Source organism: Cobetia sp. UIB-001, assembly GCF_044789135.1.
In the GTDB taxonomy this organism is placed as follows: Bacteria; Pseudomonadota; Gammaproteobacteria; order Pseudomonadales; family Halomonadaceae; genus Cobetia; species Cobetia amphilecti.
In genome coordinates this window covers 3,664,839-3,689,567 of sequence record NZ_CP058244.1, presented here as the reverse complement: position 1 = coordinate 3,689,567, position 24,729 = coordinate 3,664,839, and the positions used below count along the sequence as shown (strand labels likewise).

The 24,729-nt window shown below is 62.6% G+C and carries 21 protein-coding genes and 3 tRNA genes; 9 read left to right on the top strand and 15 right to left on the bottom strand.

Translation table 11 applies throughout. The features are described 5' to 3' along the window. Positions 1-91 precede the first annotated feature (91 nt). The 5 genes from HA399_RS15240 (at position 92) to HA399_RS15220 (ending at position 2,717) form a co-directional block, all read left to right on the top strand. Positions 92-1,339 carry an aspartate kinase gene (locus HA399_RS15240; RefSeq protein WP_043332939.1) on the top strand — a complete coding sequence of 416 codons (1,248 nt, stop codon included), beginning with the start codon at positions 92-94 and terminating at the stop codon, positions 1,337-1,339. A 358-nt stretch (positions 1,340-1,697) separates the two neighbouring features. After that, on the top strand, positions 1,698-1,889 hold the full coding sequence (gene csrA, locus HA399_RS15235) for a carbon storage regulator CsrA (RefSeq protein WP_043332937.1): 192 nt from the start codon (positions 1,698-1,700) through the stop codon (positions 1,887-1,889). 463 nt (positions 1,890-2,352) lie between these two features. Further along, positions 2,353-2,445: transfer RNA gene (locus HA399_RS15230), tRNA-Ser, on the top strand. Between the two features lie 22 nt (positions 2,446-2,467). Beyond that, positions 2,468-2,544: transfer RNA gene (locus tag HA399_RS15225), tRNA-Arg, on the top strand. A gap of 96 nt (positions 2,545-2,640) precedes the next feature. Further along, positions 2,641-2,717: transfer RNA gene (locus HA399_RS15220), tRNA-Arg, on the top strand. A gap of 313 nt (positions 2,718-3,030) precedes the next feature. On the opposite strand, the gene HA399_RS15215 is transcribed toward HA399_RS15220, so the two are convergent. After that, on the bottom strand, positions 3,031-4,089 hold the full coding sequence (locus HA399_RS15215) for a tRNA-dihydrouridine synthase (protein WP_131433209.1): 1,059 nt from the start codon (positions 4,087-4,089) through the stop codon (positions 3,031-3,033). Between the two features lie 256 nt (positions 4,090-4,345). Between HA399_RS15215 and HA399_RS15210 the strand changes: the two genes are divergently transcribed. The 3 genes from HA399_RS15210 (at position 4,346) to HA399_RS15200 (ending at position 8,043) form a co-directional block, all read left to right on the top strand. Beyond that, the gene (locus HA399_RS15210; protein WP_153636585.1) at positions 4,346-4,612 is read left to right on the top strand and encodes an OadG family protein; all 267 of its coding nucleotides are present in this window, start codon (positions 4,346-4,348) and stop codon (positions 4,610-4,612) included. A gap of 205 nt (positions 4,613-4,817) precedes the next feature. After that, positions 4,818-6,653 (top strand): sodium-extruding oxaloacetate decarboxylase subunit alpha, encoded by a 1,836-nt coding sequence (gene oadA / locus HA399_RS15205; protein ID WP_404325425.1) that lies wholly within the window; start codon positions 4,818-4,820, stop codon positions 6,651-6,653. Between the two features lie 70 nt (positions 6,654-6,723). Continuing rightward, positions 6,724-8,043: a sodium ion-translocating decarboxylase subunit beta gene (locus HA399_RS15200; protein ID WP_192839147.1), complete on the top strand. Its 1,320-nt coding sequence runs from the start codon at positions 6,724-6,726 to the stop codon at positions 8,041-8,043. Positions 8,044-8,128: 85 nt separating this feature from the next. Here the strand turns inward: HA399_RS15200 and HA399_RS15195 are convergent, their stop codons facing one another. The 6 genes from HA399_RS15195 to HA399_RS15170 all read right to left on the bottom strand — a co-directional run bounded on the left by HA399_RS15195 (position 8,129) and on the right by HA399_RS15170 (position 12,227). Continuing rightward, positions 8,129-9,244, bottom strand: coding sequence for a metal-dependent hydrolase (locus HA399_RS15195; protein WP_404325424.1), 1,116 nt, complete (start codon positions 9,242-9,244; stop codon positions 8,129-8,131). 57 nt (positions 9,245-9,301) lie between these two features. Next, a complete protein-coding gene (locus tag HA399_RS15190) occupies positions 9,302-9,886 on the bottom strand; it encodes a DNA-3-methyladenine glycosylase I (protein ID WP_404325423.1) in 585 nt (194 codons plus the stop codon). After that, positions 9,886-10,290 (bottom strand): DoxX family protein, encoded by a 405-nt coding sequence (locus HA399_RS15185; RefSeq protein WP_043332928.1) that lies wholly within the window; start codon positions 10,288-10,290, stop codon positions 9,886-9,888. The genes HA399_RS15190 and HA399_RS15185 overlap by 1 nt, the downstream gene beginning before the upstream one ends. A 107-nt stretch (positions 10,291-10,397) precedes the next feature. Next, positions 10,398-10,841 (bottom strand): GNAT family N-acetyltransferase, encoded by a 444-nt coding sequence (locus HA399_RS15180; RefSeq protein ID WP_404325422.1) that lies wholly within the window; start codon positions 10,839-10,841, stop codon positions 10,398-10,400. A 44-nt stretch (positions 10,842-10,885) separates the two neighbouring features. After that, on the bottom strand, positions 10,886-11,491 hold the full coding sequence (locus tag HA399_RS15175) for a glutathione S-transferase family protein (RefSeq protein WP_404325421.1): 606 nt from the start codon (positions 11,489-11,491) through the stop codon (positions 10,886-10,888). Positions 11,492-11,624: 133 nt separating this feature from the next. After that, complete coding sequence (locus HA399_RS15170) at positions 11,625-12,227, bottom strand: LysE family translocator (RefSeq protein WP_043332923.1); 603 nt, start codon at positions 12,225-12,227, stop codon at positions 11,625-11,627. A gap of 157 nt (positions 12,228-12,384) precedes the next feature. On the opposite strand from HA399_RS15170, the gene HA399_RS15165 reads away from it, so the two are divergent. After that, positions 12,385-13,833, top strand: a complete 1,449-nt coding sequence (locus HA399_RS15165; RefSeq protein ID WP_404325420.1) for a PLP-dependent aminotransferase family protein — start codon at positions 12,385-12,387, stop codon at positions 13,831-13,833. A 13-nt stretch (positions 13,834-13,846) separates the two neighbouring features. On the opposite strand, the gene HA399_RS15160 is transcribed toward HA399_RS15165, so the two are convergent. From HA399_RS15160 to coaD, 8 genes are all read right to left on the bottom strand, one after another. Continuing rightward, positions 13,847-15,172, bottom strand: a complete 1,326-nt coding sequence (locus HA399_RS15160; RefSeq protein ID WP_404325419.1) for a methylated-DNA--[protein]-cysteine S-methyltransferase — start codon at positions 15,170-15,172, stop codon at positions 13,847-13,849. Between the two features lie 114 nt (positions 15,173-15,286). Beyond that, complete coding sequence (locus tag HA399_RS15155; RefSeq protein WP_043332919.1) at positions 15,287-15,811, bottom strand: acyl-CoA thioesterase; 525 nt, start codon at positions 15,809-15,811, stop codon at positions 15,287-15,289. Between the two features lie 272 nt (positions 15,812-16,083). Further along, complete coding sequence (locus HA399_RS15150; protein WP_054556491.1) at positions 16,084-17,394, bottom strand: short-chain fatty acid transporter; 1,311 nt, start codon at positions 17,392-17,394, stop codon at positions 16,084-16,086. Positions 17,395-17,562: 168 nt separating this feature from the next. Then, the gene (locus tag HA399_RS15145; protein ID WP_347421968.1) at positions 17,563-18,909 is read right to left on the bottom strand and encodes an MATE family efflux transporter; all 1,347 of its coding nucleotides are present in this window, start codon (positions 18,907-18,909) and stop codon (positions 17,563-17,565) included. 155 nt (positions 18,910-19,064) lie between these two features. Next, positions 19,065-19,658 carry an outer membrane beta-barrel protein gene (locus HA399_RS15140; protein ID WP_404325418.1) on the bottom strand — a complete coding sequence of 198 codons (594 nt, stop codon included), beginning with the start codon at positions 19,656-19,658 and terminating at the stop codon, positions 19,065-19,067. Between the two features lie 716 nt (positions 19,659-20,374). Continuing rightward, on the bottom strand, positions 20,375-23,305 hold the full coding sequence (locus tag HA399_RS15135; RefSeq protein WP_404325417.1) for an MASE3 domain-containing protein: 2,931 nt from the start codon (positions 23,303-23,305) through the stop codon (positions 20,375-20,377). Between the two features lie 566 nt (positions 23,306-23,871). Further along, positions 23,872-24,129: a YfhL family 4Fe-4S dicluster ferredoxin gene (locus HA399_RS15130; RefSeq protein WP_043334597.1), complete on the bottom strand. Its 258-nt coding sequence runs from the start codon at positions 24,127-24,129 to the stop codon at positions 23,872-23,874. 10 nt (positions 24,130-24,139) lie between these two features. Next, a complete protein-coding gene (gene coaD / locus HA399_RS15125; RefSeq protein WP_043334599.1) occupies positions 24,140-24,649 on the bottom strand; it encodes a pantetheine-phosphate adenylyltransferase in 510 nt (169 codons plus the stop codon). Positions 24,650-24,729 lie beyond the last annotated feature (80 nt).

The window sequence follows — 24,729 nt, the reverse complement described above, 5'->3', positions numbered from 1 at the left end:
GGGCTCCTCTTGGGGAGACCCGGCCTCTTTTTGGGCTCACATGAGCTTCATGTGGGGACAACGCAAACGGACACGGATAACGGAAACGCACATGGCGCTATACGTTCAGAAGTTCGGAGGCACTTCGGTCGGCTCGGTGGAGCGGATCAAGGCCGTCGCCGAGAAGGTCAAGCGATTCCGCGATGAAGGCCATCAGATTGTCGTGGTCGTCTCTGCCATGAGTGGCGAGACCAACCGACTGATCGGTCTCGCCAGCGAGATCAATGATGACCCGACACCGCGCGAGATGGACATGCTGGTCTCCACTGGCGAGCAGGTCACCATTTCCCTGCTGGCCATGGCGCTGCAGAAGATCGGCGTCGACGCGACCTCCTACACAGGGGCGCAGGTGGGAATCCGCACCGATAGCGCGCACACCAAGGCGCGTATCCAGCACATCGATACCGATGACCTGCGTGAAGACCTCGACGATGGCAAGGTGGTCGTGGTGGCAGGCTTCCAGGGTGTCGATGAAGAGGGCAACATCACGACGCTGGGTCGTGGTGGCTCTGACACCACCGGTGTCGCGCTGGCTGCCGCACTGAAGGCGGATGAGTGCCAGATCTACACCGATGTCGATGGTGTCTATACCACTGACCCGCGCGTGTGCTCCAAGGCACGTCGTCTGGAAACGGTGACCGTCGAGGAAATGCTGGAAATGGCGAGCCTGGGCTCCAAGATCCTGCAGATCCGTTCGGTGGAATTCGCCGGCAAGTACAATGTTCCCCTGCGTGTGCTGTCTTCCTTCGAGGATGGCCCGGGTACCCTGATCGTCGCTGAGGAAGAAGACAACATGGAAGAACCGCTGATCTCCGGCATCGCCTTCAATGTCAACGAAGCCAAGCTGACTCTGCTCAACACGCCGGATATCCCGGGTGTCGCTTCCAAGATTCTGGGCCCGATCGCCGATTCCAACATCGAAATCGACATGATCGTCCAGAACGTCTCTCCGGACGGCAATACCACTGACTTCTCCTTCACCGTCGCCAAGACCGACTTCAAGGCGACCCAGCGTATCCTGACCGAGACGGTGATTCCGTCCGTCGGTGGTGGTGAGATGCGCGGTGATGACAACATCGCCAAGGTCTCGCTGGTCGGTGTCGGCATGCGTTCTCACGCCGGTGTCGCCTCCAAGATGTTCCGCGTACTGGCGGAAGAAGGCATCAATATCCGCATGGTCTCCACTTCAGAGATCAAGATTTCCGTCCTGATCGACGAGAAATTCATGGAGCTGGCGGTTCGCTCCCTGCACACGGCTTTCGGCCTGGATGCAGAAGCGATCAGCGACGAGACTGCCTGAGTCTCACCACGGAGCGTGCAGCAAGGAAGTCGTAAAGACACCGACAATCAATGACTTGCCAAAGTCGTGAAGCGTCGGTGCCCAGGCCGGGGAGGTTGGTCTGGCTGACGTGCGGCACGTGAAGTCGATAGCGCCCGATGCATTTTCTGTCATTCTTCTGAATGTCAGTCTGTGCATCGGGCGCTTTCATTCAACGTGTCTATCGGGTGTGATGAAGGTATGGCATTGGCCGTCGGAGCATGCATAGCGCATAATTCGAGCTTCATGCATCAGGGTGGTCGACTTGTCCCGGTCGATCGCCGCCTCCACATCCCGTTGAAGTCCCAGCTGTTTTGAATTTCTGACAAGGAGATCAGTCATGCTCATCCTGACCCGTAGAGTGGGTGAAACTCTGATGATCGGAGACGACATCACTGTCACCGTTCTCGGAGTGAAAGGTAATCAGGTGCGTATCGGTGTGAACGCGCCCAAGGACGTTGCCGTCCATCGAGAAGAGATCTATCAGCGCATCCAGCGTGAGAAAGAAGACAATGGCGATGCCATCGCCTGACGGCATGCTGCGCCTGCACGTCGCACGACCCTGCACGACCCGATGAACGCCAGCCATTGTCCCCATGGCTGGCGTTCGCGTGTGTGGGCCTGGCGCAGGCGAGGGTGGCCCGCCTAGCTCATGAACAACGGCGTACTTACCTCCATGACCAGCGGCTCATGCGGGGTGATGAGAGGGCGGCTTGTTCAAGTCTGTGTTCCGTAAGGGAAAAATTTGGCTTTTTTCTCAAAAAGGGGGAGACAAGCCGATTCTGGTTCGGTAATATGCCCGCTCCCTCGAACGAGACGCGACGACAGGCTAGCCATCGTCATGTTCTGGTTCATGCGGGGAGATTGCTTGGGGGCGCGCAGCCTCGAGCCTGTTGTCGAGTGGTGACGAGATGTTCAGCATCGAAGCCAAAAAATCGACACAGGGGCTGGACAAAGCCCAATCAAATGAGTAAGATATGCGCCGTACCTGATGAGGAGAGGTGGCCGAGTGGCTGAAGGCGCTCCCCTGCTAAGGGAGTATAGGGTTTATAGCCCTATCGAGGGTTCGAATCCCTCTCTCTCCGCCATTAGGTACAAATGCAGTAAGATGCGCCCTTAGCTCAGCTGGATAGAGTACCTGACTACGAATCAGGCGGTCGGAGGTTCGAATCCTCCAGGGCGCGCCACTGCAACGCAAGACATGAAGTTGGCAAGACGCAGTACTCGCACGATAAAGTCCTGAAGTCATTTGAAATGCTCAGGCCACAGATTTCAAGGTTTATGCGCCCTTAGCTCAGCTGGATAGAGTACCTGACTACGAATCAGGCGGTCGGAGGTTCGAATCCTCCAGGGCGCGCCAATTGAAAAACCCGCTTCACTGAAGCGGGTTTTTCTTCGTCTGAAGAAAAGTCAGGCAATGAAAGAAGCCAGGCTATTGAGCCAGGCTATGAGGCAAGATCAGTGCCGAGTGATCGCCGCCTGCACGGCTCCGATCCCCGCATTGCTGACGATCTGAGTGTTCTACCGCTTTCCTTGACTGTGATGTCACGCCTTCGGGCGGACGATCGCCAGGGCGCCCTTTTCGCGAGGGGCGCCCTTTTTTTGGTTCACTGATCGGGGTAGCGAACGGATCGGGTGTTGGTCGGTGCTGATGTTCAGGTTTCGGTTCAGGCTCAGGCCGGGGTGGTCGCGGCTTCCGTTTCCGATGCCTGAGGCGATTCTGGTGCCTGAGCCGGCTCCGGCATGCGAGTCACCGACGTCAGAAGGCTTGGCGCCAGCTCCAGCGCAGTGCCGGCCACCAGGCCGGTGAAGAACTCGGCGCGCCCCTTGTGACGCTTGATGGCCTGGAAACGGCTTTCGGCTTCCGCGTTGCCGCTCTGGCGCATCATGTTCATCCACTGCTTGAGCAGCGGCACCATCACCTTGTCGGGGAGGTGGGCGCAGCGTTCGGCGTGGGAGAGCAGCACCTGCGCACGCTGTGTCCAGTCCGTCTCGGGCAGCAGCTCTCCGGTCGCCTGCCAATGCTTGATGCGCGCCGCCAGGAAGGGGTCAGCCAGGGCGGCCCGCCCCAGCATGACATCGCGACAGCCGGACAGGGAGCGCGCCCGCCAGTAGCAGTGCATATCCCAGATATCGCCATTGGCGACCACCGGAATGGAGAGCTCAGAGGTGATCTTGCCGATCCATTCCCAGTGCGCCGGTGGGCGATAGCCTTCCTGTTTGGTTCGCCCATGCACCACCAGCTGAGTCGCACCGCCTGCCTCGGCTGCCTGAGCGCAGGCCAGCGCCAGGCGCCGATCATTGAAGCCGAGACGAATCTTGGCGGTGACCGGTACGCCCGTGCCCTCGAGTGCCTTGCGCACGCCTTCCACTGCGCGGAAGACGCGTTCCGGCGAGCGTAGCAGTGCCGCGCCACCATCATGTCGGTTGACGGTCTTGGCCGGGCAGCCGAAATTGATATCGACGCTTGGCGCACCCAAACGCGCGGCGACGCGGGCATTGATGCCCAGTGCCTCGGGGTCGGCCCCCAGCAGCTGCAGGGCGACCGGGGTCTCGTGTCGTGTTCGTGCCGTCTGTGTCGGGGAGGCGTCGAGCAGCTCCGGACAGATGCGCTTGAAGACGCGCGGCGGTAACTTGACGTGGGTCACGCGCACGAATTCCGTCACGCACCAGTCGTAGCCGCCAAGGCCAGTGAGACATTCGCGTGTGATGTCATCTATCACGCCTTCCATCGGCGCGATGCCGATGCGGCCGGCCCGCGCGAGGGCCTGTGGGGTCAACGATGGTGTCATTGCAATTGCCGTGGAATCAGGCACTTTAGAGCGACCAACAAGCATTGAATGCAGCTGCATGGGCATACCGACAGAGGCTATCGGCGGCGGAGCCTATCCGTCGTGCCGTGTCCGGCGTGACCGAAGACATTGGCGTTCAGCGCAGGCGCTGCGCCGTAGTGCGGCTCGATAACGAGAAAGACTCGAGGACACTGGCATGCAAGAGAATGATCTGCTCGGTGAAGGCTTGAACCTGATGGTGTTCGGGATGGGGTTCGTGTTCGTGTTTCTAAGTCTGCTGGTGGTCGCCATGATGGCGATGGCCAGGCTGGTGGATCGCTTCGCGCCTGCACCAGTGCCCGCTGCGCCAGGTGCTGCGCGGGCGCCGGCTGCCCCGGCACCTGCGGCAGAGGACGACAGCGAACTGACGGCCGTCATGGCCGCGGCGATTCACCGCTTCCGGCAGGACCAGCACAGGCACTGACGCTTTCGCGGCTTCGCCGATAGCGTCTGGGCTCTGCCGGGCGTCTGACCACTGCCAAGAGTAGCAGGCGGCGATTCTATCACGAGCAGTACGGTGGGTAGACCTCCCCCCGAGTGCAATATTCTGTGTTGCAGGCTAACGCAACAGGCTGCCTGCAGCGCGCGCAGAACTCGATATCCACAATATAAAGAACAAGGGATCACTCATGGACAAGCAACCGCTGGGCATCACGGATGTGGTACTGCGCGACGCGCATCAGTCACTGTTGGCCACGCGCATGCGCCTCGATGACATGCTGCCGATCGCCGCCAAGCTGGACGACATCGGCTTCTGGTCGCTGGAGAGCTGGGGCGGCGCGACCTTCGACGCCTGCATTCGCTACCTGGGCGAAGACCCCTGGGCACGCATTCGTGCCTTGAAGGAAGCGATGCCCAAGACCCAGCAGCAGATGCTGCTGCGCGCCCAGAACCTGCTCGGCTATCGTCATTACGCCGATGATGTGGTGGATACCTTCGTCAAGCGCGCCGCGACCAGCGGTGTCGATGTCTTCCGTGTCTTCGATGCCATGAATGACCCGCGCAACCTCGAGCGTCCGCTCAAGGCGGTGTTGGATCAGGGCAAGCATGCCCAGGGCACCATCTCCTACACCGTGAGCCCCGTGCACACCCTGGAGATGTGGGTCGAGCTGTCGCAGAAGATCGAGTCCATGGGTGCCCAGTCACTGGCGATCAAGGACATGGCAGGCCTGCTGACGCCGTACACCGCCTTTGAACTGGTCTCGCGCCTCAAGGCGAGCCTGTCGATCCCGATCCACATGCAGTGCCACGCCACCACCGGGCTTTCCACCGCCACGGCCCTCAAGGCCATCGAGGCGGGCATCGACAACGTCGACACCTCCATCTCTTCCATGTCGATGACCTACGGTCATAGCCCGACGGAATCCGTGGTCGCGATGCTGGCGGGGACCGAGCGCGATACCGGGCTCGATCTCGAGAAACTCGAGGATATCGCCGGCTACTTCCGCGAAGTGCGCAAGAAATACGCGGCCTTCGAGGGCAGTCTGCGCGGTATCGACTCGCGCATCCTGGTCGCGCAGGTACCGGGTGGCATGCTCACCAACATGGAAAGCCAGCTCAAGGAGCAGGGCGCCGGTGACAAGCTGGATGACGTGCTCGCCGAGATTCCGCGTGTACGCAAGGACCTGGGCTATATCCCGCTGGTGACCCCGACCTCACAGATCGTCGGCACCCAGTCGGTGATGAACGTGATGATGGGTGAGCGCTACAAGTCGATCTCCAAGGAAGTGCAGGCGTTGCTCAAGGGCGAATATGGCGCGGCACCGGCGCCCTTCGACAGCGAGCTTCAGTCCCGCGTGCTGGAAGGCGGCGAGCCGATCACCTGCCGCCCGGCCGATAACCTGACGCCGGAGATGGAGCGTCTGCGTGAGGAGCTCAAGGGCAAGGCCAGTGAAGAGGGCATCACCCTGGAAGGCGGCGAGCGCGAGACCGATGACGTGCTGACCTACGCGTTGTTCCCGCAGATCGGCCTCAAGTTCCTGCGCAACCGTGGCAACCCGGATGCCTTCGAGCCCGCCCCGCAGGCTGTCGATGACAAGACGTCCAAGGCTGCAAGTGCGCCGGTCTCCAGTGCTCCAGCCACCAGTGCTCCAGCCGCGTCCAGCGGTCCGCAGACCTACACCCTGAACGTCAACGGCAAGCAGTATGTGGTCGAGGTCGCCGAGGGTGGAGACATCACCCAGGTGCAGGCCAGCGCGCCAGCGGCGCCTGCTCCGGCAGCCGCAGCGGCGGCACCTGCTGCACAGGCCGCCTCTGGTGAGCCGGTGAGTGCGCCGCTGGCGGGCAACATCTTCAAGGTCAATGTCAGTGTCGGCGACAGCGTGGCCGAAGGGGAAGTGGTCATCATCCTCGAGGCGATGAAGATGGAGACCGAGATCCGTGCCCACCAGGCCGGTACCGTCTCCGCGGTGAAGGTCAAGGAAGGCGACAGTGTCAGTGTCGGCGACGTTCTGATCACCCTCTGAGCCGGTGTGTCCGGCCCGTCGTCATGCGCGGCGGGCCGGTCGGTGATGCTCCTCTGCAAGGCGACACGACATGGACAAGATACTCAACCTCTGGCACGGCTCGGGGCTCTACAACATGAGCTTCGGCCAGCTGGCGATGATCGTCATCGGCCTTGGCCTGCTTTATCTGGCGATTCGCAAGAACTTCGAACCCCTGCTGCTGGTGCCGATCGGCTTCGGCGGCATTCTGGCCAACATCCCGGAAGCGGGGCTGGCGTTGTCTGCCGCCGAGCAGGCGGCCCATCTCGGCAAGCCGGAGCTGTTGGCTTCGATGGCCAATCTGCTCAACGTCAACATCGCCAGCCTGCCGCTGGATGAGGCGCGCCACGCGGTGGAGCAGGCGCTGCATGGCGAGATTCCCGCCGCGCTCAAGCAGCAGGCCAGCAACATGGCGCTGGATGGCGGCTTCTCCAACGGCATGCTCTACAGCTTCTACAGCGTGGCGATCGCCTCCGGCATCGCGCCGCTAGTGATCTTCATGGGCGTGGGCGCGATGACGGACTTCGGCCCGCTGCTGGCCAATCCCAAGACCCTGTTCCTCGGTGCGGCGGCGCAGTTCGGCATCTTCGCGACCCTGCTGGGCGCGGTGGCGTTGACCTCGATGGGCCTGATGGACTTCAGCCTGCAGCAGTCGGCGGCCATCGGCATCATCGGTGGTGCAGACGGCCCGACCTCCATCTATGTCGCCAGTCTGCTGGCGCCGGAGCTGCTGGGCGCGATCGCCGTGGCGTCCTACTCCTACATGGCACTGGTGCCGATGATCCAGCCGCCGATCATGCGCGCGCTGACCACCGCCAAGGAACGCAGCCTGGTCATGACCCAGCTGCGGCCGGTGTCCAAGACCGAGAAGATCCTGTTCCCGCTGGTGCTGCTGATCATGGTGGCGATGCTGCTGCCGGACGCCGCACCGCTGCTGGGCATGTTCTGCTTCGGTAACCTGATGCGCGAGTGTGGTGTGGTGGAGCGTCTGTCGGATACCGCCCAGAACGCACTGATCAACATCACCACCATCTTCCTGGGACTGTCGGTGGGCTCCAAGCTGCAGGCCGACAAGTTCCTGGCGGTGGAGACGCTGGGCATTCTGGCCCTCGGCGTGGTCGCCTTCGGTATCGGCACGGCCTGCGGGGTACTGATGGCCAAGCTGATGAACAAGGTCTCCAAGACACCGATCAATCCGCTGATCGGGTCGGCCGGTGTCTCGGCGGTGCCGATGGCGGCACGTGTCTCCAACAAGGTCGGGCTCGAGTACAACCCGCACAACTTCCTGCTGATGCATGCCATGGGGCCGAACGTGGCCGGCGTGATCGGCTCAGCGGTTGCCGCGGGGGTGATGATCAAGTACCTCGGCTGATCGTCTTTGCCGCACTGATACGACAACGCCCGCCATGGCTACCATGGCGGGCGTTGTCGTATCTCAGGCCTTCATCAGCGGCGCTTTATCTTGTCTCGGCCGAGGGATTTGAGGGCGTGGCAGAGACGGTGCGCTGATTCGGCTGCATGCGCGTCTGCGGGTCGTGGACGGCCTGCCAGAGGCTTAGCAGGGCGGCGCGATCGACAGGCCGGCTGGGCAGGCGCTGGCTGTCCTCGAGCCCTTGCCATTCCCCCGCGGCGCTCTGGCGTGCGAGGGCAAAGCGGAAGGGGTGATAACCGGGTGAGCCCAGGCGTGTATCGGTCACTGACAGCAGCGTCTCGCCCTCTGGGGTCTGCTCGCGGCTCGCACGTAGATAGGGCGCCGCGAACCAGCGCAGACGCTGGCCGTCCTCCAGCTTCGCGACCTCGGCATCCAGCGTCGGATGGCGCGGAAAATCGCGGCGTGCGAGAGACGCCAGCTGCGCGTCGGAGTCGAACACGCTGACCATCCATTCGTGATCCGCCTGCGGCGTGGTTGCGCTGACACGCCACAGCAGGCTGTTGAAGGGAGTCGGCTGCACCATGCGCGGGACGTCGGCGAAGCCCTGGCTGGCCAGCAGCGGCGCCACGCGATGCTCGACCCAGCTCTTGGCGGCCAGTCCCCAGCCCAGATAGAGGCTCGAGAGCATGAGGCCCGTGGTCAGAAGGCGCCCGGCGCGACCACGAATCGCCACCCACAGGCCGGTGATCAGCAGCGGCAGGGTGTAGAGCGGGTCGATGATGAAGACGCTGGCCAGACTGATGGGACGGCTGGGCCACGGCCACAGCAGCTGGGTGCCGTAGGTGGTGAAGCTGTCCAGCAACGGGTGGGTGACCAGGCACAGCACGCAGTAGGCGATCAGCCGCCCACGGCCGAGGCTCGCCAGACGTGGCAGGCGCGCCAGCAGCCAGCCGAGCACGATGCCCAAAAGCGCCAGCACCGGCAGGGAATGGCTGAAGCCGCGGTGATGGGTGTAATTGGCGACCGCGTCGCCGTAGTCGATCATCACGTCGAGGTCGGGCAGGGTGCCGAGTGCCGCACCGCCGAGCAGCGCATAGCGGATGGCCGCGCCGCGTTTCGGGCCGGGCAGGCGGCGAATGGCCGGCGCCATGACGGCGCCGCCAACGACGGCCCCGAGACAGATCTGGGTGAGGGAGTCCATGCGTGGGCTACCTGTGAGGAAGAAGAGAGCGGGAGGCGTGGGAGCAGGCGTCAGTCATCAGTCATCTGCGCGGATCGCCGCCAGGGCGCCCGGCTCGGCCCAGCGCGGGCCGGCATCCAGCACACGTGTCTGCACTGGACAGTCATCACGATGACAGCCGGGCAGATAGCCGCAGCTCATCAGCAGCTCGTTGACGATCTCGGGGCCGGTGAAGCGGAAGGTCTTCTTGAACAGCTTGATCCAGGCTGACAGCGGTTGTGGATGGTGGGCATCCAGCCAGGCACTGAAGCTGCCGTAGGAGTCCTTGAGCTGCATCACCACGCCTGCGTTGTGGATCACGGCATTGATCTTGAGTCGGTTGCGAATGATGCCGGCATTGCTGAGCAGGCGCGCGCGCTCCTCGTCCCCGTAGGCGGCGATGCGCGCGATATCGTAATCCTCGAAGGCCTCGCGGAAGGCCGCGCGCTTCTTGAGCACCGTCAGCCAGGAGAGGCCGGCCTGATTGATCTCGAGCACGAAGCGTTCGAACAGCACCCGGTCATCGCTGACCGGAAAGCCGTATTCATGGTCATGGTATGGGCCATGAATCGGGTGCTGGGGAGCATTCTCGCAATAGGTGCTGGCGGTGACGACGTCGGCCATCAGTCCTCCTGTACCGCGAAGCGGCCGCTGCCGAGAAAGACGATGGCCAGGGCGCTGGCGAGGAAGAAGCCTTGCAGCTCCAGCGCCCAGCCGCCGGAGGGCGACAGGCTCAACAGCTGGCCCATGTGCGCCACGGCAAAGGCGAACAGCATGTTGGCGACCACGATCAGTCCGGCGATGCGCGAGTGCACGCCGAGCACCAGCATGATGGGCGCGATGATCTCGCCGATGTAGACGCCATAGGCCACCACGCCCGGGATGCCCAGATTCTCGAGCTCGCCGGCGATCCAGCTCAGCGTGCCGCCATCACCGAGCAATTTCGAGAGGCCATGAAACAGCAACAGCAGGCCCAGCATCAGGCGCAGTATCAGCTTGCCGAGGTCGTCATTTTCGAGAAATTGCACGGTAGAGCTCCTTGCTCAGCGGTCATCGGGCTTGCTCAGTGGTCGTCGGGCTTGCTTAGTGGTCGTCGGGCTTGCTCAGCGGTCGTCGGGATCAGAAGGCGGCTGTCTCAGGCGTTGGGGTTGTCCACCAGAATGCGCGAGAAGCGCACGATCTCGGCATTGCGGTTGGACCAGCCAAGACGCTCCCAGAAGCGATGAGCGTCATGGTTGTCGTGCAGGGTATCCAGATGCACCTTGTCGATGCCTTCGCTGGCCAAGGCTGCCAGACAGCGGTCGATCAGCGTGCTGGCGATGCCCTGGCCACGCATGTCCGGCGCCGTCATCACATGCTGAAGATAGCCGCGCTTGCCGTCATGGCCCGCCATGGCGCAGCCGACCAGGCGCTCATCGAGAAAGGCCAGGTGGCTCATGCCGGGGTTGCGCGCCAGATAGCGGGCGACAGGGGCATGGCGGTCGGCATCGCGGATGACCACGCCCGGGGTCGCCTCCATCATGGCGATGAAGGCAGGGTGGTCTTCCGGTGTCATCGGGCGATAGGTCAAGGTTGGCATCGTGTGTCCTGGCAAACGGCGGTCGTCGGGGATGCCATATCCTATCAGTCCCGCGGGATATCGAAATGCCCCGGCTGCGCCGCGACACGTGCCAGCCACGCCTGAATGGCGGGATAGTCATCCAGCGCGAAGCCGCCTTCATCGGCAACATGCGTATAAGCATAAAGGGAAATGTCGGCGATCGTGAATCGGTCCCCGACCAGCCAGTCATGCTCGACGAGATGGTGCTCCATCACGCGCAGGGCGCGCTTGCCGCCATCCTGCTTGGCGGCGTACTCGGCGCGGCGCTCATCGGGGAGACCGAGGTAGCGATTGATGAAGCGGGCGGTGGCGATGTACGGCTCATGGCTGTACTGCTCGAAGAACTGCCACTGCAGCACCTTGGCGCGCAGGAAGGGGTCACTCGGCAGATAGTCACTGCCATCGGCGAGGTAATTCAGGATGGCGTTCGACTCTGACAGCGTCTCGCCGCGATGCAGCTCCAGCAGCGGAATCTTGCCATTGACGTTGCGGGTCAGGAATTCCGGCGTGCGGGTGTCGCCGGCCAGAATATCGACCTCGATGTAGTGATGATGGCGTTCGAGCAGGTGCAGCAGCAGCTCGACCTTGTAGCAGTTGCCGGAGCGGCGATCACCGTAGAGTGTCAGCATGCAGGGAGCGTCCTGTGCGAGCGTGGAATTGGCGTCTCGACAGTCTAACCAACCTCGCCTGCATGAACAGTGATTATTCGAACAGTGTTCGACGCTCCGGTGTCATTCGCGTACTCCAGACGCAGGCTGAGGGTCAGCCGAGGATCATCACCACGCAGGAAGCGGTCAGTACGCCCATCACGCGGTTGAAGATCTTCCAGGCGCGCTCGGTATTCAACAGGCGCCCGATGGCGGTCCCGAAGCCCGCCCACAGCGAGATGCACGGCAGCGCGACCAGTTCCGCGAAGCCTGCCAGCAATACGGCGTTGAGCAGTGCCGGGCCTTCCTCGGGCAGAAAGCTTGCCATCAGCGCCATGCCCATCACCCAGGCCTTGGGATTGGCGAACTGGAACAGGCACGCCGCGAGGAAGGTCATCGGACGCGCATCCTGCTGGCTGGCGAAGTCAGGGGGCGGGGCGGTGGCGATCTTCCAGGCCAGGTAGAGCAGGTAGGCACTGCCCAGCACCTTCAGCAGTGTCTGCACGATGGGATAACGCTCGAAGACCAGCCCCAGCCCCAGCGCGATGGCGATGAACAGCACCAGGCAGCCGATCAGGATGCCGAAGATATGCGGCAGGGTGCGCCAGTAACCATAGTTGGCCCCCGAGGCCGTCAACATCACGTTGTTGGGGCCGGGTGTCAGGGTCATCGACAGCATGAAAAGCGTGGCGGGGGCCAGAAAGGCGAGGGATTCCATGGGTGTCCTTCAGCGTGGTGGGCGTTGTCGAGGTGGTGCGTCTGATTGTATGGGTTCAATTTTCGGATGCCGGCACATTAACGTGTTTTGTGGCTTGTTGGCGGCATGTTTTGAGCATAATCTGATGACAATTACCGTCAACAGGTTTTTTGTCACCATGACAATGTGGATTCCGACCCTGGACCCCGCCATGCCGCGTTACCGTGCGCTGGCAGAGGCCATCCGCCTCGATATCGCCGCGGGCCAACTCAAGGAAGGCGAGCGACTGCCGCCTCAACGGCGGCTGGCGGATGCGCTGGGCGTGACCATCGGCACGGTGACGCGAGGCTACGCCGAGGCCGAGCGGAGCGGCCTGGTGTCGGCGCGTGTCGGGAGCGGCACCTACATCAACGGCGCCACCCGGAGCGCGCATGGGTCCTTCAGCAGTTTCGGGCATGCCCTGCGTGCCAGCAAGGCCTATGGATTGGCGCCAGAACAGGAGGGCGCGCTGCCGGCATCCGGTGTGATCGATCTCACCATGAGCCTGCCACCGCCTCACCCCGCGCGGCAGCAGGGAATGGCGGCGGCGCTGGCCGCGATCAGCCAGTCACCCGAGGCCTTGTTGCGCAGTGTCGAGTATCAGAATGAATTCGGCGACGGCAGTCACCGGCAGTTGCTGGCGAGCTGGATGGGCGAGCTCGGCATGCCGGTTGACCCCGAGGAGCTGATGCTGACCCAGGGCGGCCAGAATGGCATCACACTGGCGCTGTCGGCGCTGCTGGCGCCCGGGGATGCCGTGGTCACCGGCGCACTGACCTATCCCGGCTTGATCGTCGCCAGCGCCGAACGTGGCCTCAAGCTGTTGCGGGTGCCGCTGGACAAGGACGGCATGGATGTCGAGGCGCTGGCGCGGCTGTGTCGTCAGCAGGCGCCCAGAATGGTCTATGTGATGGCCGAGCAGAACAATCCGGGCGCGGCGCAGTTGTCTCATACACGGCGCGAGGCACTGGTCGCCCTCGCACGCCAACATGACTTCTGGATTCTGGAAGATGGGGTGCAATATCTGCCCGACGAGGAGTGCGGCACGCGGCTCTATCAGATGGCGCCGGAGCGCACCCTGTATGTCTTCAGTACCTCCAAATTGCTGGCCGGCGGCCTGCGCCTGGGCGTATTGCGGGCGCCGGTGGAGGTACTGACCCGCATCGGCGCAGTGCTGCGCAGCCACAGCTGGATGGTGGCGCCGCTGTTGATGGAGACGGTCTGTGCCTGGCTGACCAGCGGCAACGCGACACAGCTAGTGGAGTGGCAGATGGAGGAGATGCGCGCGCGCCAGCGACTGGCCCGCACGCTGCTGGCGGAGTGGTCGCCGGCGGCGCGGCCGTCCTCGTTCGATCTGTGGCTCGAGTTGCCCGAAGGGCAGCGCAGTCAGGCGATGGTCGCGTCATTGGCCGAGCGGGGGGTGCACGTCACCAGCGCCGAGCCCTTCTGTGTCGGCAATGAGCCGCCACCGCAGGCCATCCGGCTGTGCCTGAGCGCTGCCGAGAGCCGTGAGGCGCTGACCCACGCGCTGGAAATCGTGCGCGAGCAGCTGCAGGCGCCACCTGCGCTGCGCCCCATGACGCTCTAGCACATCGCCGCTCTCACTCCCGGCGGGTGCCGGACTCCTGCGCCAATCGGGCCTGCTTGAGCGGCACGCCCCAGCGATAGCCGCCAAGCCCGCCATCGCCGCGTACCACACGATGGCAAGGCGTCAGCAGAGCCAGCGGGTTGGCGCCACAGGCATTGGCGACGGCGCGGCTGGCGGTCGGCCGCTCAAGCGCCTCGGCCAGCTGGCGGTAGGTCAGGGTATCGCCGCTCACGGTGGCGTTGAGCTGCTGCCAGACGCTCAATTGAAAGGCAGTGCCACGCACATCCAGCGGCAGTTCGAGCAGCAGTGCATGACTGGTTTCTGGTTGCTCGCACAGGGCGAGCAACCGTGCCCCCAGTGAGGCATGCAGCAGGCGACTGGCCGCGTGAGCGTTGCCGTCCTGCTCGTCTGTCTCCATCTGCTGCCAATTGGCTTTGGGTAGACGTGCTTCCAGCGCCTGCTGGCCCGCCTCACGACTGTCGCTGAGCTGAATGACGACCACGCCACGCGCGCTGAGGCCTGCGCTCAGCCAGCAGGACTGCTCCGGTATCCCGAAGCGACACGGCCAATGCAATGCCAGCAGGTCTTCTCCCTGGCCGCCGGAGCGGCGGGCGCTGGGCGTGATGCCGTCCCTGCGCGCATAGGCGCGACTGCTGGAGCGATAGCCGGCGGCGATGATCGCCTCGGTCACGCCATGGCCTTCCTCCAGCAGCGCATGGAACTGCTTCTGACGCAGACCCGCCGAGTACTCGGAAGGTGACAGGCCCAGCAGTGTCGTGAAGCGGCGCTGAAGATGAGAGGCGCTTATCCCGTGCTCCGTCGCCAGGCTTGCGAGTGTCGGGGTGGGCTCGCCTGCGGCGACGGCCTGCTCCAGCTGCCGGCACACCGTCAGCGGCCAGGGCGAGGCGGGGGTTGAGTCAGCAATCGCAGGTGTCGAGCGGGCGGCAGTGGAGGCGCATGAATGTGAGGCGTTCGATTCCGGCATCGTCGGTGCTCCAGACGTGGCCCTGACGGGATGGCGAGCCTGCTTGTCGGCCTGAGGGCGATCAGGCTTGTCGGACGGCTCAGGATGACAGCGCCGACAGGCGCGCATGCCTGCGGCTCGCGCCGCGTGGGCGTCGGCAAACAGGCGCAGGTTGTCGCGGCGTGGCGCCGGGGATGGGCAGCCGATGCGACAGAAGATGCCAGTGGTGATCACGCCGTAGCGCAGCGCCTCCCCGGCGATCGGCTGGCGCGCCAGCAGACGCTGCCAAATGGCCTCATCGCACCCTTGAGTGTCGCCAGCGGCAGGTGGTGCCGTCATGCCTGCCGCTGTCTTTTCGCCGGACACTGATGTCATCGTTCATCTCGCTGTGCAAGGTTCACGATCAGTATCGCCATCCGCTCGGGGCGGTGCACTCCGTATCTTGTGCTGACTGTCAGGATTGCGCTTGCAGCACTTGCCGGAAGTCGCTCAGAACTCGATGGATTCCTGGCGCTTCTCTTCTTCTTCGGCCTGCTTGCGCAGCTTCTTGCGGATGGCGGCCTTGTGGAAGCGCAGCTTCTGTTCCTGGGTTTCCAGGTTGAGTGGCGGCACCGGCACCGGCTGGCCGTTGGAATCGACCGCGACCATGGTCAGATAGCAGCTGTTGGTATGGCGAATCAGGCGTCCCTGGATGGATTCGGCGACCACCTTGATGCCGATCTCCATCGAGGAGCGCCCGACGTGATTGACCGAGGCCAGGAAGGTCACCAGCTCGCCGACGTGGATCGGCTGCTTGAAGCGCACCTGGTCGACCGAGAGGGTGACGACGTAGCTGCCGCTGTAGCGACTGGCACAGGCGTAGGCGACTTCATCCAGCTTCTTGAGGATGGCGCCACCGTGCACCTTGCCACTGAAGTTGGCCATGTCGGGGGTCATCAGCTCGGTCATGATCAACTGATGCTGGCCGGGCAGAGCTTCGTTGAGGGCGGTCTGTTCTGGCTGGTTCTCGCTCATAGGGGCGTCCTTCAGGCACGGGCCTGTCAGGTGAGTGGGAGCTGTCAGGGGCTCTCAGATGAAGCAATGGCTCTGGCATGCCGCGCAGAGAGGGATTATGGCTAGTCTGCGGGATTCGTGACGTCTTGGCACCCCGTGAGCGGCATATCAGCTATCTATAAACGACCTTGCCCCCACAGTCGCCTGTGGGGGCAAGGAGCTTGCGGGGTTATCGGTAAGGCTATCTGAATCGCTGGCTGAAAAGGCTAGCTGACGCCGCCGTCAGGCGGGTATCAGAGCAGCGTCAGACCCAGCGAGATGATGATGCCGGTCACCAGCAGCTGCACCAGACAGAAGCCCATGATGTCCTTGGCCTTGAGGCCGGCGATGGCGAGCACCGGCAATGCCCAGAAGGGCTGCAGCATGTTGGTCCAGGCATCGCCCCAGGCGACGGCCATGGCGACGCGTGACAGGTCGGCACCCAATGCCTGGGCGGCGGGAATCATGACCGGTGCCTGCACGGCCCACTGGCCACCACCGGAGGGCACGAACAGATTGACGATACCGGCACTGATGAAGGACCAGAACGGCAGGCTGTCGGCGGTGGCAATCGACACGAAGCCTTCGGAGAGCGTGGCGGCCAGTCCCGACTGCACCATGATCGCCATGATGCCGGCGTAGAAGGGAAACTGGATGACGATGCCTGCGCCGCCCTTGATGGCTTCGTTCAGGCTGTCCAGCAGCTTGCGCGGCGTGCCATGCAGCACGATGGCCAGGAACAGGAAGCTGAAGTTGATCACGTTCAGGTTCAGTCCGCCGCCACGAATCACGAAGTGATCCACCAGCCAGGCGAGGCCGAACAGCCCGACGACCCAGGCGAGAATCGGCGAGTTCTCGAGACGCTCGGCGGGACGAGGCTGGTCGCTGATCTCGGTGTGCTTCTCCTCGAGCAGGGCCGGGTCCACGTACACGCTTTCCTTCTCGAAGGGCATCATGGCGCGATTGACCAGCGGCATGATGATCAAGAGCGCCGCGACGATGGCGATATTGAAGAAGGCGAAGATGGTGTCCGAGGTGGGCACGATGCCGATGCTGTCCTCGGTGAAGTGGCCCGCGGTGGCGATGGTCAGCGGAATCGAGCCCGAGATGCCCGCATGCCAGATCACGAAACCGGAGTAGGCACTGGCGATCAGCAGGCGGTAATCGACCTTGATCATCCTGGCCAGCTGCTTGGCGAACAGTGCCCCGATGACCAGCCCGAAGCCCCAGTTGATCCAGCTGGCGATCAGCGACACGAAGGTGACCAGCATGATGGCGCTGCCGGGCGTTCTGGCCAGCGAGGCGATGCTGGCCAGGCCTTTCTTCACCGGCGGGGTGTTGGCGAGCATGAAGCCCGAGATCAGCACCAGCAGCATCTGCATCGAGAAGGTCAGCAGATTCCAGAAGCCATCGCCCCAATAGCGCATCACCTCGGTGGGGGAGCGCTGCTCGATGAGCATGGCGGCTGCCGCTGCAACGACGGTCAGCAACAAGACGAAGATATAGGGGTCAGGCAGATAGCGCTCAACCAGCTTGACGGCTGGCCGTGATAGCGATTGCAGCATGTGAGAGTCCCTGTTGGCTTTTTGTCGGTATGGGATACGGGTTGGCACGCTCACATTAGTCCATTCGCTATCAGGAGAATATCGCGCGATGGTCGAGTGGCGCACCAATGCCAGCGGAAAGCCTTTCAGCGCTGCATCAACCTGCTGGAGGCTCCAACGGGCATTGCATCAGCGCCAATGATGGCGGCGATGATGCAGGTAGTAGCCGCCGAGCACGGCAGAGCGCACGCTGGTGAACAGCAGGAAGGCCAGCCACAGTCCATGATTGCCGAAGCCTTCGAGCAGCGGCCACAGGCCGATGAAGGCCAGCAGGGATACCACCAGCGTATTGCGCATTTCACGCGTCGCCGTGGCACCGATGAAGATGCCGTCCAGCAGGTAGCTCCACACCGCGACCAGGGGCATGGCGACCATCCAGGGCAGATAGAGGGTGGCCAGGGCGCGCACCTCGGGAATGTCGGTCAGCAGGTGGATCAACGCCGGCCCGCAGAGCCAGAGCAGGCCGCTGGCCGCTGTCGCGGTGATCAAGGAGAAGCGGGTTGCCGCCCCCACGCTGCGCGCGAAGCGTTGCCAGTCGTTCTGGCCGACGGCTCGCCCGACCTCTGACTCCGCCGCCTGGGCGAAGCCATCCAGTGCATAGGACGTCATCATCACGAACTGCAGCAGCACCGCATTGGCCGCCAAAACATCATCGCCGAAGCTGGCACCCTGCGAGGTGAAATAGGCCGTCGCGCCCAGCAGGCACAGGGTGCGCACGAACAGATGCTGATTGACGCGGATCAGCGCGCCCCAGGCGGGGAGAGACAGCAGCGCTGCGCGATCACTGCGCCCCGGCATGCGTCTGAGCTGGCGGGCGACCAGCCACAGGCCCGTGGCCAGCGCACAGTAGTCGGCGATCACGCTGGCCAGCGCCACGCCATCGCTGGTCATGCCCAGCCCGGGCACGAAGGCCAGATCGAGCAGGATGTTGACGCCATTGGTCAGCACGAGGATGCCGAGCGTGACGCGCGAATTTCCCAGTCCCAGGAACCAGCCCAGAATCACGTAGTTGATCAGCACGGCCGGTGCCGACCACAGGCGGATGCTGGCGTAGTCATGGGCCAGGGCACGCGTGGTCTCGCTGGCCTCCATCAGCGATAGCCCCAATGTGATCAGCGGCGAGCCGGCGATGATCAACACCAGCCCGATGGCCAGTGCCAGCCCGATGCCCTGGCCCAGCAAGGTGCGCAGGCCATCGTAGTCTTCACGGCCATGGGCCTGTGCCGTCATGCCGGTCGTGCCCATGCGCAGGAACCCGAAGCCCCAGTACAGGAAGCTGAAGAGGACCGCGCCCAGCGTGACCGCGCCCAGATACACCGCATCCTCGAGATGCCCGACCACGGCGGTATCCACCAGCCCCAGCAACGGCACGGAAATGTTGGAAAGGATGATGGGCCAGGCCAGGCGCCACATATGGCGATCTGCGGAAGAAGGGAGAGGCGAGGAGATGTCGGTTTGGCGTGGGGAATCGGTCATTGGCGCTCCATTCAAGAGCTACAAGCCTACCCTTGCGCAGGAAGTCGTCAATGCCCTGTAGGAGCCCGGATGTGATGATGCCCCGCAGAAACTCTGCAGGGCATCAATACAGGCGATGATTCTTGACGTTTGGTAAAAGAAACTAGAGTCGCTCTTTAGAAATACATGCCAGCGCTCAGGCTCCACAGATCGATGTCGAAATCTTCATCGGAGTTGCCGCTATCCACATCGAGCATATAACGTGTGTATTCAGCACGGGCGAAAAGGGATTGATTGCTGTATTCAAGGCCACCTCCGAAAAGGGGATCAGTGCCGTTATCCTTTTCCTTTTCGTTGGACGCTTTGGCCTCGGAGTCCCATTTGATGGCGCCGATGCGTCCGATCACGCTCAAGCCGCCATCTATCGGCAAGCGACCCAGCAGTGAAGCCGACACACCATCGACCTCAAAAGACGCGACCTGACCAACACCGCTGACCTTGCCTGTTGCCTCTCCCAGGTTGACGTAGCCGACTTCCATGCTGAAGTTCGGGTTGAATCGATAACCGCCGAACAGGGTGTAAGCGGCATCCTTTTCGTCAACATTGGCGCCCTCGATGTCATCGATATCATCGAGAGTGTCACTGTGATAGACAGCCTGCCCGGCTCCCCCGCCCAGATAGAATTTATCAGAAGGAGCGGTGTCGCTGGCGGCATGCGCCTGTGCCGCAGAGAAGAGAATAGCGCCGGTAAACAGCATCCTTGCAAACATGATCAATATCCTTGTGTGTGTTGTTGATTATGATGGTTCCGTACGAGTTATATAATATCACCACAGATTTAATATATCGTCATATTGTATTATGAGGTTTCTCGACACAGTATCCTTGATGCGACGCACCCTCTACGTTGATCACTTGGCATGCACTATCTCCAGCTGGAATGAGTTCACCTGATACACTTGGGTGGAGCAGTGCGCCAACAGGCCGTCATACCGATAGGGACGCGAGCGCATCCATGCAGCCTACAGGGAGTGAGGGGAATGAAAACAAGACGAGAAGGATGGTTGGGGCTCATGGTGGGTGGGGCGATGGCTCTTGCCATGGCCATGCCCGCTCAGGCGCTGGACCTGCCTGGTGAACCGGAGCAGTCAGGGCCGGGAGCTGGCGCCATGGTGGCCGATGCATTGATAGGGCGCCCCCTGTTGTTGTTGACGACAGTCGCTGGCACGGCAGTTTTCCTGGTGTCTGCCCCCTTCGCGGCTCTCGGAGGGAATCTGGATGCTACGGCAGAGACATTGGTCAAGACGCCCGCGGAAGCGACATTCCGTCGCTGCCTCGGGTGTGAGTTGAGCCGTCGTGCTGATGAAATGTAAGACCTGAAGGAATATGGCAAACGTGAGACGAGCCATGACTCGATGATCCAGACACGACAACGCCGACCTCGAGGGTCGGCGTTGTCGTGTCTGAAGGGTGGTGAAAGCGGCGGTCAGTGCGCGGGTTGCCTGGCGTGGCTATCGGCTGCGGGCGGTAGTGAGTTGAAGCACAGCACGCGTTTGCGTCCGGCGCGTTTCGCCTCATAGAGCGCATTGTCGGCCATGTTGAACAGCGCGTCGGTGGCCTGGCTGTCATGCGGCGCGTTGGCGACCCCCGCGGAGAAGCTCAAGCCGGTCAGCGGCCCCAGCGTCTCATGCTCGAAGACTTCTTCGTGGAAGGCTTCGAGAATGGCCTCGACGCGTGCACGTGACACCGCTGCGCTGGCACCGGGAATCAGGATCACAAACTCTTCGCCACCGTAGCGACAGGCTTCATCGGAGCTGCGCAGCGACTCACGTATCAGGTTGGCCAGACGCGTGAGAACCTGATCGCCCATCTCGTGTCCGTAGGTATCGTTGACCTGCTTGAAGTGGTCGAGATCCAGCACCACCAGGGACAGCGGGTTGCCGATGCTGGCCTCGGCCAGTTTCTGGGGCAGCACCTCATCGAGGTGACGACGATTGAAGAGGCGCGTCAGCGTGTCCTTGCGCGCCTCATGTGCCAGACCCCGCTTCAACTGCAGGTCGGCCAGTGCCAGCATCACCAGGTGGCTGACATCTTCCGCCAGGGGCTGCAGGCGCTCCAGGCTGTCCTCTTCCGGCGGGATCAGCAGCACGAATTCCCCCACCTGGCCATCCCCGACCGTCAGCGTCTGCTTGAGGTGACGAGCATCTGTGGGTGGTGTCCCCCAGTTGATATGCATCGTCTGATTGATGTCATTCGGGTCATGCAGGGTCACGTTGCCTTCGCAGCCGGCGAACAGGCTGGGCAGACGAACATTGAGCTGGGTGATGATCTCATCGAGCTGGGAGCAGGTCAGCAGGCATTCCGCGAGGTGATGGATCTGGCTGCGGCTCTCGGAGAGTCGCGACAGCTTGAGGTTGGCGGCCTGCAGGTCGCGCTGGGCACGCTTGCGATCGGTGATGTCGTGAACGATGGAGAACAGCAGGGTGCGGCCGTTCAGGTCCACCGGGCCGGTAAAGATCTCGACATCACGCAATTCACCGTTGGCAAGCTGATGGCTGGCCTCGAAGTGGTTGTCGGTACGGTTGACGACCGCACGGATGCGCTTGGAGAGCGACTGGCTGGCCAGCACGTTGATACGGCCCAGCGGCATGCCGCACATCTCGCCGATGCTGTAGCCATAGAAGTCGGCGGCGACCGGGTTGGCATCGATGATCTCGGCAAGCTCCGGGTCGATCAGCAGCTTGATGGCGTTGCCGGTGCTGAAGACTTCCTGATACAGGGTCGCGTTCTCTTCGAGCAACTCGATGGCGCGGCGGCGGTCCTCGATATTGTTGATCAATACCAGGGTGCGCTCCTCGCCCTCCAGCGGTGTGAGGGTGACTTCCGCCCAGAACATCTGCCCCGTGTCGGTCTGCATGTGGTATTCGTCCTGGAAGCTGCCGCCTTCGCGCTGCAGCTGGCCCCAGGCACGTTTCATGCGACTGATCTCATCCAGTGAGAACAGCCCCCACAGCGATTGCTGGAAAAGCTCGGCATCACTCTTGCCCAGCAGGGCATGCATGGCCGAGTTGGCATCCGCGATGGTGCCATCCCGGTCGGCGACGATGATGCCCACCGGGGCGGAGTGATAGATGGAGCGCAGGCGGGCACGGCTGCTGATCAGGCGTTGCTGCTGCTCCTTGATCCAGTCGATATCGCTGTGAGTACCGATCATGCGCAGGGGCCGGCCATCCTCGGCACGCTCCACCACGCGTCCCTGATCGAGGATCCACTTCCATTCACCGTTGCGCGTCAGCATGCGGTGCTCGTTGCGATATTCTGCGCTGTGGCCTTCAAAGTGCTGTTTCAGGTCGTCGAGGGTGCGCGGCATGTCATCCGGGTGGATGCGTGATTTCCACTCATCGAAGCTGCTGCCGATCTCGTGTTCCTGGAAGCCGAGCGTCGCCTTCCACTGCGGAGAGTAGAAGACGTGATCGGTATCCTGCTTCCAGTCCCAGACGCCGGCGCCTGAGCCTTCCAGCGCGAACTGCCAGCGTTGTTCGGCCTCGCCCAGGGCGTCACTCATCTTCTGCAGCTGCTGATAGGGGTAGACCATGCGCGATGAATAGATGGCGTGATAGATCATCGCGTAGGCCACCACCTTGTACAGATGGCCGAGCAGATTGAAGACATCGAAGGCAGTGGCATAGAGCGTGAAGCACAGCTCGGAAATCCCCGTGGCCAGCGCCGCGACCGCCAGCCAGCCGGCATTGGTGCCTTCAGGCAGTCGGCGCGCGCCGAGCAGAAGTACCGCGGCCAGCACAGCGCTCAGCGCCAGGGCCCACTCGTAGCCGATCTTCCAGGCGGTCAGGCCGCTGCCGACGATGAAGGTCTCTGGCAGGAAGTCGAGATGAAAGAGGCCTATCCAGCTCACCGCCAGCCCGATGGCGAGCGTCAAGCCAAAGGCCAGGGGCAGATAGCGACGCGGCACGGGGCGGGCTGTCAGCAGGCAGGGGGCCAGCAGCGCGATGATGAAGGCGGTCCGCCCTGCCAGCCAGAAGTGGATGGCCTTGCTGACGGAGGCTTCGCTGACGAAGTCGGGCATGCCGTCGTAGCTGAAGATATGCACCATGTCGAAGAAGGCGGAGAGCATGAAGGCGCATCCCATGACCAGAAAGCTGGTCGGCAGCGTCCGACGGTGCCCCTGGAAGATGGAGACGGCAGACATCAGTGCGACCAGTATCGCGCCCATTTCCAGCAGTGAATGCGGGACGAGGTAATGTCCGACCGAGCTGAACAGCTGCGGACGCGGCACCACGATCAAGACCACCATGATCGCCAGCATGACAAGCAGCATCGCCGTGCCGGCATTGGGCAGCTGTGTGCGTGTCCCCAGGAAGGGGCGCTTGAGAACGGTAGAGAGAGAGCGAGAGGACATGGGCAATCCGTGCGCGTGAAAGGGGATGACCGGTGACTGCGTAACTACAGGATAGAATAGATTGTTTACATTATCCTAACAGAAAATAACCTAGAGTAGCGTTTGGTATTAATTGCGTAGCCGTTTAGGCAGGGGCCGAGAGCAGGCTGGGAGCCACGATGCAGTCTGGCCATGTCAGCCGTGAGGCCAGCAGCGGGGCCAGCAGGGAGGACGGCGGGAGCAGGCAATGGCGGGTAGAGCGGGAGGTCTTGATCGCGAACGAAGTGTGTCGCCAGCCGGCGTCTTTGCCCGTCGGTGTTAGCGCCAGTCGGTTACGTTACCCGTTGGTGTCTTGCAGCAAGAGGCACCGCGTTGGCGAGTCTGGCGCTGAAGCGTCAGTCAGGGCCGAGCCTGAGGAAAGGACTTGAGGAAAGAGCTTATGGAGAGGGCTTGCGGAAAGAGCTTATAGAGAGGGCTTGCGGAGAAAGCAGGAGGTGTCAGGCAAGAAGCAAGCAGCAGCCGTCACGACGGATGTGGCGCAGTACAGGCCATGTCATCGTCATGACGGCTGCCGGAGCAGGCGGCAATCAGTTGCCGAGTGCGGCCGTGATGATGTGGTACTTGTCCATCAGCTCTTCCTGGCTTTCCTTGTTGGCCGGGTCGAGCGGGATGCAGTCGACAGGGCAGACCTGCTGACATTGCGGCTCATCGAAGTGTCCGACGCATTCGGTGCACAGGTCCGGGTCGATGACGTAGATCTCTTCCCCCGGCGAGATGGCCCCATTGGGACATTCCGGCTCGCAGACGTCGCAGTTGATGCACTCATCAGTGATGATCAGGGCCATGATGCTGTCCTCAGCTTGTGGCGGTGTCGTCGTCGGTAGCGGAGAAATGCCGGGCGAGGGTCTCGGCCACCAGCGGATGCACCAGACGCGACACATCACCGCCATGACGCGATATCTCGCGCACGATGGTCGATGAAATGTAGGAGTTCTGTAATTCCGGGGTCAGGAACAGGCTATCGACGTGCGGTGCCTGGGCCCGGTTCATGTTGGCCAGCTGCAGTTCGTACTCGAAGTCGGAGACCGCACGCAGGCCGCGCAGAATGATACGCGCATTCTGCTGCTCAAGCAGCTCTGTCAGCAGGCAGCTGAAACCGATGACCTCGACATTGTCGAGATGCGCCAGAATCCGGCGTGCCAGATCGATGCGCATCTCCAGCGGCAGCGCGGGGCGTTTGCTGGGGCTGTAAGCCACCGCGACCACCACCTTGTCGAACAGGCGGGCGCCGCGCTCGATCAGGTCGGTATGGCCATTGGTGATCGGGTCGAAGGTGCCGGGATAGACGGCAATGTTCTTGGGCATGACGAACTCGAGCTCTGTCGGCAGCGGGTCAGCCTGGTGACCGGCTGCAGTGGACGACGAAGGATGAGGAGCCGCAGAAG

What these genes read in the sequence shown, in the direction of transcription:
- HA399_RS15180 (WP_404325422.1), bottom strand. Translation starts at nt 10,841, where the DNA reads ATGCCAACCTTGACCTATCGCCCGATGACACCGGAAGACCACCCTGCC.
- HA399_RS15160 (WP_404325419.1), bottom strand. Translation starts at nt 15,172, where the DNA reads ATGACATCAGTGTCCGGCGAAAAGACAGCGGCAGGCATGACGGCACCA.
- HA399_RS15200 (WP_192839147.1), top strand. Translation starts at nt 6,724, where the DNA reads ATGGACAAGATACTCAACCTCTGGCACGGCTCGGGGCTCTACAACATG.
- HA399_RS15170 (WP_043332923.1), bottom strand. Translation starts at nt 12,227, where the DNA reads ATGGAATCCCTCGCCTTTCTGGCCCCCGCCACGCTTTTCATGCTGTCG.
- HA399_RS15210 (WP_153636585.1), top strand. Translation starts at nt 4,346, where the DNA reads ATGCAAGAGAATGATCTGCTCGGTGAAGGCTTGAACCTGATGGTGTTC.
- HA399_RS15150 (WP_054556491.1), bottom strand. Translation starts at nt 17,394, where the DNA reads ATGCTGCAATCGCTATCACGGCCAGCCGTCAAGCTGGTTGAGCGCTAT.
- HA399_RS15215 (WP_131433209.1), bottom strand. Translation starts at nt 4,089, where the DNA reads ATGGAAGGCGTGATAGATGACATCACACGCGAATGTCTCACTGGCCTT.
- coaD (WP_043334599.1), bottom strand. Translation starts at nt 24,649, where the DNA reads ATGCCCAAGAACATTGCCGTCTATCCCGGCACCTTCGACCCGATCACC.
- HA399_RS15195 (WP_404325424.1), bottom strand. Translation starts at nt 9,244, where the DNA reads ATGGACTCCCTCACCCAGATCTGTCTCGGGGCCGTCGTTGGCGGCGCC.
- csrA (WP_043332937.1), top strand. Translation starts at nt 1,698, where the DNA reads ATGCTCATCCTGACCCGTAGAGTGGGTGAAACTCTGATGATCGGAGAC.
- HA399_RS15135 (WP_404325417.1), bottom strand. Translation starts at nt 23,305, where the DNA reads ATGTCCTCTCGCTCTCTCTCTACCGTTCTCAAGCGCCCCTTCCTGGGG.
- HA399_RS15145 (WP_347421968.1), bottom strand. Translation starts at nt 18,909, where the DNA reads ATGACCGATTCCCCACGCCAAACCGACATCTCCTCGCCTCTCCCTTCT.
- HA399_RS15175 (WP_404325421.1), bottom strand. Translation starts at nt 11,491, where the DNA reads ATGCTGACACTCTACGGTGATCGCCGCTCCGGCAACTGCTACAAGGTC.
- oadA (WP_404325425.1), top strand. Translation starts at nt 4,818, where the DNA reads ATGGACAAGCAACCGCTGGGCATCACGGATGTGGTACTGCGCGACGCG.
- HA399_RS15190 (WP_404325423.1), bottom strand. Translation starts at nt 9,886, where the DNA reads ATGGCCGACGTCGTCACCGCCAGCACCTATTGCGAGAATGCTCCCCAG.
- HA399_RS15240 (WP_043332939.1), top strand. Translation starts at nt 92, where the DNA reads ATGGCGCTATACGTTCAGAAGTTCGGAGGCACTTCGGTCGGCTCGGTG.
- HA399_RS15155 (WP_043332919.1), bottom strand. Translation starts at nt 15,811, where the DNA reads ATGAGCGAGAACCAGCCAGAACAGACCGCCCTCAACGAAGCTCTGCCC.
- HA399_RS15165 (WP_404325420.1), top strand. Translation starts at nt 12,385, where the DNA reads ATGACAATGTGGATTCCGACCCTGGACCCCGCCATGCCGCGTTACCGT.
- HA399_RS15140 (WP_404325418.1), bottom strand. Translation starts at nt 19,658, where the DNA reads ATGTTTGCAAGGATGCTGTTTACCGGCGCTATTCTCTTCTCTGCGGCA.
- HA399_RS15130 (WP_043334597.1), bottom strand. Translation starts at nt 24,129, where the DNA reads ATGGCCCTGATCATCACTGATGAGTGCATCAACTGCGACGTCTGCGAG.